The organism is Psittacicella hinzii (assembly GCF_003585935.1).
Lineage (GTDB): Bacteria > Pseudomonadota > Gammaproteobacteria > Enterobacterales > Psittacicellaceae > Psittacicella > Psittacicella hinzii.
On record NZ_NRJG01000099.1, the window covers coordinates 1 to 7,561 of the forward strand.

Here is a 7,561-nt window from a genome sequence, read left to right on the forward strand (position 1 = left end):
CTATTGTATAATATAAAAGCATATTTTTAGATAAAAAACGACAAAAAAGTTCATCCAATATTTTGCTTAGAGCTTTGATGAAGTAGAATGAATTTTGATTAAAATTTTAACTATTTATCAAATCTTTAACTTTAGACCCAAAAATTGCAATGAACCCTTTTTAGCACTAGATAAAGTGTCAGGTTACAAATTCAACTTGTAATTTAATTAACAAGTTTTTTAATTTGCTAAAAAGGCATCAGTTAATTTTTATCTAAAAATAAAAATAGAGTAGAAATTAGGCAATATAAATATTGCTGTTAAAGTGAGGGTAACTATGATTACTATCAAAAAAGGTTTTGACTTGCCTTTAGCAGGAAGTCCAAACCAAGTAATCCATGATGATGTTACAGTTAATGAAGTAGCTATAGTTGGTGCCTCTTTTAACAATTTAAAGCCAACTCTCAAAGTAAGAGAGGGTGATACCGTTGAAAAGGGTCAAGTGGTTTTAGTTGATAAAAAGCACCCTGAAATTTGCTTCACTTCACCAGTAAGCGGTACTGTGAAAGCTATTAACCGTGGTGAACGTCGAGCGTTTCAATCATTAGTAATCCAAGTTAGTAAAGAAGATACAGCTGCAGTAGAGTTCAAAAAATACTCTTTAACTGAACTATCTGGACAAGGTGCTGCATTAAAAGAGCAGTTACTAAATTCAGGTTTATGGGTTAGTTTAAGAACTCGACCATTTGGTAATCTCGCTGATCCAAATGTAGTTCCTAATTCTTTATTTATTAACGCACATGATACTAATCCAGGTCACCCTGATGCAGATGTAATTTTAAATGCAGATAAAGAAGCATTTAATTTTGGTCTAGCTGTATTAGCAGAAGTTTTTGCACCAGTAGCTAATAAATTTGTTGTAGGTGGTCCAAACTTCAATGTACAACCAGTAAATGGTTTTACATACGAACAATTTAAAGGTGTACACCCTGCTGGTTTAGTTGGAACACATATTAATTTCTTAGCACCTGTATCGCTAACTAAAATTGCTTACCACCTAAATTACCAAGATGTAATTGCGATTGGTAAATTATTTAGCACAGGTCGTTTAGACGGTACTAAAGTTATTGCTTTAAGTGGTCCTCAAGTACAAGTACCAACTTTATACCGTGTACCTTATGGTGCAAGTGTTGCTGATGTGACTTTCAATAAACTAAAAGAAGGTGAAAATCGTATTGTTTCTGGTTCAGTTTTAGATGGTTATAAAGCTGAAGGCGTATTTGCTTACGTAGGTCAATATGATTTACAACTAAGTGTTCTTTTAGAAGGCACTAAACAAGAATTTATTGGCTGGTTTGCTCCGCAACCTAAAAAATTCTCTCTTTCTCGCTTAAACTTCTTTGGTAAGAAAGATCTACCATTAACCACAACAACTAATGGTTCGTCACGTGGTATGGTGCCAATTGGTTTATTCGAAAGAGTGATGCCTTTAGATATTTACCCAACTCTTCTCTTACGCGACATTATTTCTGGTGATACTGATTCAGCACAAGAATTAGGTGTGCTTGAGTTAGTGGAAGAAGATGTAGCTTTATGTTCATTTGTTTGTCAAGGTAAATATGACTATGCGTTATATTTACGTGAAGCTCTAAATAAAATTGAAAAAGAGGGGTAGGAATTTATTATGGGTTTAAAAAAGCTATTCGATAAATTAGAACCTGCTTTCTTGCCTGGTGGTAAACACGAAAAATGGTACGCGCTATTCGAAGCCGTGTACACAATTTTTTATACCCCGAAAAGTGTAACGCAAGGTCGTATTCACGTACGTGATGTTATTGATTTAAAACGTATTATGACAACCGTGTGGTTAGCTCTATTCCCTGCTGCATTCTTTGGTAGCTGGAACGTGGGTGACCTAACGATTAATGCATTAGTAAATGCTGGTGTAACTACTGAGCATTTACCTGAAGTTATTGCTTCAAACTGGCATTACCAATTAGCTCATTTCTTTGGTGCTAGTTTTGCAGCTGATGCAAGCTGGTTAAGTAAAATGATCATTGGTTTTGCTTTCTGGGCACCAATTTATATGACAGTGTTCGTAGTTGGTGGTTTCTGGGAAGTACTATTTGCTAGTGTGCGTGGTCACGAAGTAAATGAAGGTTTCTTCGTAACCTCAATTCTTTTCTCATTAATTCTTCCGCCAACTATTCCTTTATGGCAGGCTGCTCTAGGTATTACTTTCGGGGTAGTAATCGCTAAAGAAATTTTTGGTGGTACAGGTAAAAACCTTGTAAACCCTGCTTTAGCGGGTCGTGCGTTTTTATTCTTTGCATACCCATCATCATTAACAGGTGACTCTATTTGGTACACAGCTTCAACTCAACAAGTAGTTGATACTTTAAAAACTGTAGCACCAAATGTTGACGCATTCTCTGGTGCAACTCCACTAGGTCAATTAGCTGTTAATCATGCACAAGAAGTATTAGGTCACCAATTAACATGGTTTGACGCGTTTATCGGCTTTATGCCAGGTACTATTGGTGAAGTAGGTAAATTAGCTTTAATCTTTGGTGGAGCTGTTTTACTATTTACACGTATTGCGTCTTGGCGTATTGTATGGGGTGTAGTTGTTGGTACAGTTTTAATGTCTCTATTCTTTAACTGGTTAGCAACAACTTCGATTGTTTCAGAATCTTCTAAAGCTCTATTTGCTTTACCATTCTGGTGGCATATGGTTTTAGGTGGTTGGATGATCGGTACGCTATTTATGGCGACAGATCCTGTTTCTGCATCATTTACTGAAAAAGGTAAATGGTGGTATGGTTTCTTAATTGGTGCTTCAGTGGTATTAATCCGTGTTGTTAACCCAGCATTCCCTGAAGGTATGATGTTAGCGATTCTATTTGCTAACTTATTCGCGCCAATTATTGACTATATTGTTGTTCAAAGAAACATTAAACGTCGGAGAGCAAGATAATATGGCACTAAACAAAAACTCAACTCTATACGTAACAGGATTTGTTGCAATTGTTTCTGTGGTATGTGCTTTTATCGTAGCTTTAGCCGCGAGTGTTTTAAAACCACAACAAGATAAGCAAATTGCAGAAAACATCCAAAAATTCGTATTAAAAGTTAGTGATATTAGCTACACCAATGAAAATCTAGGTCAAGAGTTCAATAAATACATTGAAACTCGCTACTTAGATCGTAAAACTGGTAAATTAGTAGAAGTTTCTGCTGATTTAGCTAATAACTACGATGATATTTTAATCTTAAATAAATTCAAACAATATGTATCTACTATTAGTTCAGCAGAAAATACTCCTGGATTAAAAAGTAATGCTATTGCGGATATTTTACGTATTTATTTAGTAAAAGATCCAGCAACAAACCAAGTTACAAAAGTAGTGTTACCTTTCTACGGTAATGGTCTATGGTCTGTAATGTATGGTTTATTAGCTGTAGATACAAATGGTAATACAATTAAAGGTATTACTTACTATAGCCAAGGTGAAACTCCGGGGTTAGGTGGTGAAGTAGAAAATCCTAACTTCACTAAACAATTCGTAAATAAAAACATTTACGACCTAAACTCAAGTGATCCTACTGATCCAAAAATTCAATTAGTTAAAAATGCCAATCCAAATGACCCGTATACAGTAAATGCTTTAACTGGTGCAACTTTAACATCTAATGGTGTTAATAATCAGTTATCATTCTGGTTCGGTAAACTAGGTTATGCGCAATTTTTAAATAATTTACGTAACGGTGAGGTGAATTTAAATGGCAAATAATAAACCTAAACTGTTTTCAGTTTTAAGCTCGCCTTTCATTGATAACAACCCAATTGCGATTCAAGTGTTAGGTATCTGTTCAGCTCTAGCTGTAACAGTGAAAATGCAAACTGCAGTAATCATGGGTATTTCTGTGGCTCTAGTAACGGCATTTTCAAGCTTTTTCATCTCTTTACTACGTAATTTTATTCCTAACAATGTGCGTATTATTATTCAATTAGTAATTATCGCAACATTTGTAATCTTAGTCGATCAAGTACTACGTGCTTATGCCTATGATCTATCTAAACAACTATCAGTTTATGTAAGTTTAATTATTACAAACTGTATTGTAATGGGTCGTGCTGAAGCATTTGCAATGAAAGAACCTCCATTTGCTTCTTTTGTAGATGGTTTAGGTAACGGTCTAGGTTATGCCCTAGTGTTAGTAGTGGTTTCTTTTATTCGTGAATTATTTGGTTCTGGTAGCATTTTCGGTTTAACTATCCTTCCTACTGTAAATAACGGTGGTTGGTATGTACCAAATGGTTTACTATTACTTGCGCCTTCAGCATTCTTTATTATTGGTTGTTTAATTTGGCTAGTTCGTCAACTTCGTCCAAACCTACGTGAAGAATAGGAGAGTGCATGTTATCTCATTACTTATCGCTATTTGTTAATTCTGTATTCATTCAGAATATGGCTTTAACATTCTTTTTAGGGATGTGTACTTTCTTAGCCGTTTCTAAAAAGGTGTCAACAGCTGTAAGTTTAGGGATTGCAGTAACTTTCGTATTATTACTAGCAGTTCCTAGTTCTTACTTAGTTTACTTCTACATCTTACGTCCAAATGCATTAATGGAAGGTGTGGATTTAAGCTTTATTAGTTATATCGTATTTATCGGTATTATTGCCGCTTTAGTACAAATTCTAGAGTTATTCTTAGATAAATTCGTACCATCTCTTTATAACGCTTTAGGGGTGTATCTACCTCTAATCGCGGTACACTGTGCGATTTTCGGTGGTGTACAATTCATGGTACAAAGAAGCTATAACTTTGCAGAAAGTGTTGTATTCAGTTTAGGTTCAGGTCTAGGTTGGATGCTAGCGATTGTGCTTTTAGCTGGTTTACGTACGAAAATGAAATACAGTGATATTCCAGTTGGTTTACGTGGTATTGGTATTATCTTCATTACCGCGGGTATCATGGCAATGTCATTTATGATTTTCTCTGGTATTAAGTTATAAGCGAGGCGAAGATGAATGTAATTCTTTATGGAATTATAGTATTAACTGTAATTTCGTTAGCTCTAGTTGCATTAATCCTCGTAGCGCAAAAATACCTTGTGCAACAGGGAGATGTAACTCTACATATTAACGAAGACTCAAGTCTAGACAAACAAGTTCCTCGTGGTGGTAAACTTTTAGGAGCATTAGCTTCTCAAGGTATTTTCATCTCTAGTGCTTGTGGTGGCGGTGGCTCATGTGGTCAATGTAAAGTTATCGTTAAATCAGGTGGTGGTAATTTACTACCTACTGAAGAATCACACATTAATAAATTACAAGCTAAAGAAGGTTATCGTTTAGCATGTCAAGTTAATGTGAAAAATGACATGAAATTAGAACTTCCACGCGAAATTTTCGGTGTGAAAAAGTGGGAATGTGAGGTTATTTCTAATAACAACGTTGCTACATTCATTAAAGAATTAGTATTACGTATTCCTGAAGGTGAAGAAGTTCCTTTCCGTGCCGGTGGTTATATTCAAATTGAAGCTGAACCTCACACAGTAAAATATTCTGATTTTGATATTCCAGAAAAATACCGTGCTGACTGGGAAAGATTTGGATTCTTTAATTGTGTATCAACAGTTGACGAGCCATTAACACGTGCGTACTCTATGGCTAACTATCCTGGTGAAAAAGGGATTATTATGCTAAACGTACGTATTGCAACTCCTCCACCAAAAGATTTATCTTTACCACCAGGTAAAATGTCTTCATACATTTGGTCATTAAAAGCTGGTGATAAAGTTACAATTTCAGGTCCGTTTGGTCACTTCTTTGCTAAAGATACCGACGCTGAAATGGTATTCGTGGGTGGTGGTGCTGGTATGGCTCCAATGCGTTCACACATTTTCGACCAATTAAAACGTTTACACAGTAAACGTAAAATGTCTTACTGGTATGGTGCTAGATCATTACGTGAAATGTTCTATGAAGATGATTTCAATCAACTTCAAGCAGAGAACGATAACTTCAAATGGTTCGTTGCCCTATCAGATCCACAACCTGAAGATAACTGGACAGGTTATACTGGATTTATTCACAACGTTTTATATGAAAACTACTTAAAACAACATGAAAATCCAGAAGATTGTGAGTACTACATGTGTGGCCCTCCAATGATGACTAAAGCCGTTATCGATATGTTAACTAACCTAGGTGTTGAAAAAGATAATATTCTTTTAGACGACTTTGGTGGTTAAACATAAAAAAAAGAGCGCTTTATGCGCTCTTTTTTTATCTTATAGCAAATTCAACGAATTTGTGATCTTGTCCTTTTGTAATAATTACATTAGCAATTTTTTGCGTAGGTTGTACATTATTAACATAATTAGGTAAATTTATACTTTGCCAAATACTACGTGCTTTAGCTTCTGCTTGCTCATCAGTTAGATCAGCATAGCGTTTAAAATATGAATTTTCATCTTTAAAGGAATTAGCACGGAAGCTTTTAAAGCGTTTAATATACCATTTTTCAAGTAATTCTAACGAAGCGTCGACATAGATGGCAAAATCAATAAAATCAACAGGTGAGCTTGGAGCATCACTTTCTTGTGGTTTTACTTGTAAAACGTTTAAACCTTCGAGAATAATAATATCTGGACAATTAACTTCCAACATTTGCGACTGACGGTCATAAGTAATATGACTATAGACAGGAGCATAAGCGGTTTTACACTCTTTAACATCGGTTAAAAACTGCGCTAAGAGTTCAACGTCATAACTTTCAGGAAAGCCTTTACGTGCAAGAAGATTATGGCTATTTAAATAGCTTAGCGGGTAAATAAAACCGTCTGTGTTAATAATTTGGGTTGTTAAAGTTGGATAGAATTTGTCGAGAATTTTCTTTAGAATACGAGAGAATGTGCTTTTACCTACTGATACCGAACCAGTTACACCAATAATAAATGGAGGTGGTTTAGGGGTATCTTGATTTAGAAAAGTAGGTAAAATATTGCGTTGTTGTAAGTAGTTTTGGAAATTTAAGTCAAGCAAGCGTACTAATGGAGCATAAGAACTATTCAGCTCTTCAGTATTTAAGAGAGTCTCATTAAATCCTAATAGAGGTGAAATTTCTTGTGTATCGACTTCAATAAATAAACCATTAGATAAATCGGCCCACTGTTGGTAACTGAGTTTCTTAAACTCTTGGTTACGATAATTGTGAAAATGAATATTCATAATGGGACTTAGAAGAGACTAATCTTCTTAAGTTATAAGAAAAACGGATCTAGCAGAACCATTTAGGTTCTAGTGAAAAAAAACTAAATCATTATAACAACTTATAACGCGTTGTGTGTATTTTTAATAAAAATTTAATCAATTTTGGCGCAGAAAGAATAAAGAACTTGTAAGATTTTAAGTAAATGGATTATAGAGAGTAACTATATTATTACCAATATTACACCGATTTAGTTTCTAATTATAAGGTTTGCGATACAGCTCTGTTTAGAAATGCAAACTTCAGCTTTATATTTTAAGAAATTAGGATGCTTTCAAATTATTAAATTTTTCTATCAATAGGC

General features: G+C 34.7%; 7 protein-coding genes. 6 read left to right on the plus strand and 1 reads right to left on the minus strand.

The window, feature by feature from the left end; all coding sequences use genetic code 11:
* Positions 1–316: 316 nt before the first annotated feature.
* The 6 genes from CKF58_RS05610 to nqrF are packed head-to-tail and all read left to right on the plus strand — an operon-like array spanning position 317 to position 6,238.
* Positions 317–1,654: a Na(+)-translocating NADH-quinone reductase subunit A gene (locus tag CKF58_RS05610; RefSeq protein ID WP_119531822.1), complete on the plus strand. Its 1,338-nt coding sequence runs from the start codon at positions 317–319 to the stop codon at positions 1,652–1,654.
* A 9-nt stretch (positions 1,655–1,663) separates the two neighbouring features.
* A complete protein-coding gene (locus tag CKF58_RS05615; RefSeq protein ID WP_119531824.1) occupies positions 1,664–2,956 on the plus strand; it encodes an NADH:ubiquinone reductase (Na(+)-transporting) subunit B in 1,293 nt (430 codons plus the stop codon).
* A gap of 1 nt (position 2,957) precedes the next feature.
* On the plus strand, positions 2,958–3,773 hold the full coding sequence (nqrC, locus tag CKF58_RS05620; RefSeq protein WP_119531826.1) for an NADH:ubiquinone reductase (Na(+)-transporting) subunit C: 816 nt from the start codon (positions 2,958–2,960) through the stop codon (positions 3,771–3,773).
* Positions 3,763–4,392, plus strand: a complete 630-nt coding sequence (locus CKF58_RS05625; protein WP_119531828.1) for an NADH:ubiquinone reductase (Na(+)-transporting) subunit D — start codon at positions 3,763–3,765, stop codon at positions 4,390–4,392. The genes nqrC and CKF58_RS05625 overlap by 11 nt, the downstream gene beginning before the upstream one ends.
* 8 nt (positions 4,393–4,400) lie before the next feature.
* Entirely contained in the window at positions 4,401–5,000 is a 600-nt protein-coding gene (gene nqrE, locus CKF58_RS05630; RefSeq protein WP_119531830.1) for an NADH:ubiquinone reductase (Na(+)-transporting) subunit E, read from the plus strand.
* Between the two features lie 11 nt (positions 5,001–5,011).
* Complete coding sequence (gene nqrF, locus CKF58_RS05635; RefSeq protein WP_119531832.1) at positions 5,012–6,238, plus strand: NADH:ubiquinone reductase (Na(+)-transporting) subunit F; 1,227 nt, start codon at positions 5,012–5,014, stop codon at positions 6,236–6,238.
* 34 nt (positions 6,239–6,272) lie between these two features.
* Here nqrF and coaA read toward each other — a convergent pair whose 3' ends face one another.
* Positions 6,273–7,217: a type I pantothenate kinase gene (coaA, locus tag CKF58_RS05640; RefSeq protein WP_119531834.1), complete on the minus strand. Its 945-nt coding sequence runs from the start codon at positions 7,215–7,217 to the stop codon at positions 6,273–6,275.
* Positions 7,218–7,561: the final 344 nt, after the last annotated feature.

Excerpts from the sequence above, each read along its gene's own strand:
- nqrF (WP_119531832.1), top strand. The coding sequence starts at position 5,012 with ATGAATGTAATTCTTTATGGAATTATAGTATTAACTGTAATTTCGTTA.
- nqrC (WP_119531826.1), top strand. The coding sequence starts at position 2,958 with ATGGCACTAAACAAAAACTCAACTCTATACGTAACAGGATTTGTTGCA.
- CKF58_RS05615 (WP_119531824.1), top strand. The coding sequence starts at position 1,664 with ATGGGTTTAAAAAAGCTATTCGATAAATTAGAACCTGCTTTCTTGCCT.
- CKF58_RS05610 (WP_119531822.1), top strand. The coding sequence starts at position 317 with ATGATTACTATCAAAAAAGGTTTTGACTTGCCTTTAGCAGGAAGTCCA.
- coaA (WP_119531834.1), bottom strand. The coding sequence starts at position 7,217 with ATGAATATTCATTTTCACAATTATCGTAACCAAGAGTTTAAGAAACTC.
- nqrE (WP_119531830.1), top strand. The coding sequence starts at position 4,401 with ATGTTATCTCATTACTTATCGCTATTTGTTAATTCTGTATTCATTCAG.
- CKF58_RS05625 (WP_119531828.1), top strand. The coding sequence starts at position 3,763 with ATGGCAAATAATAAACCTAAACTGTTTTCAGTTTTAAGCTCGCCTTTC.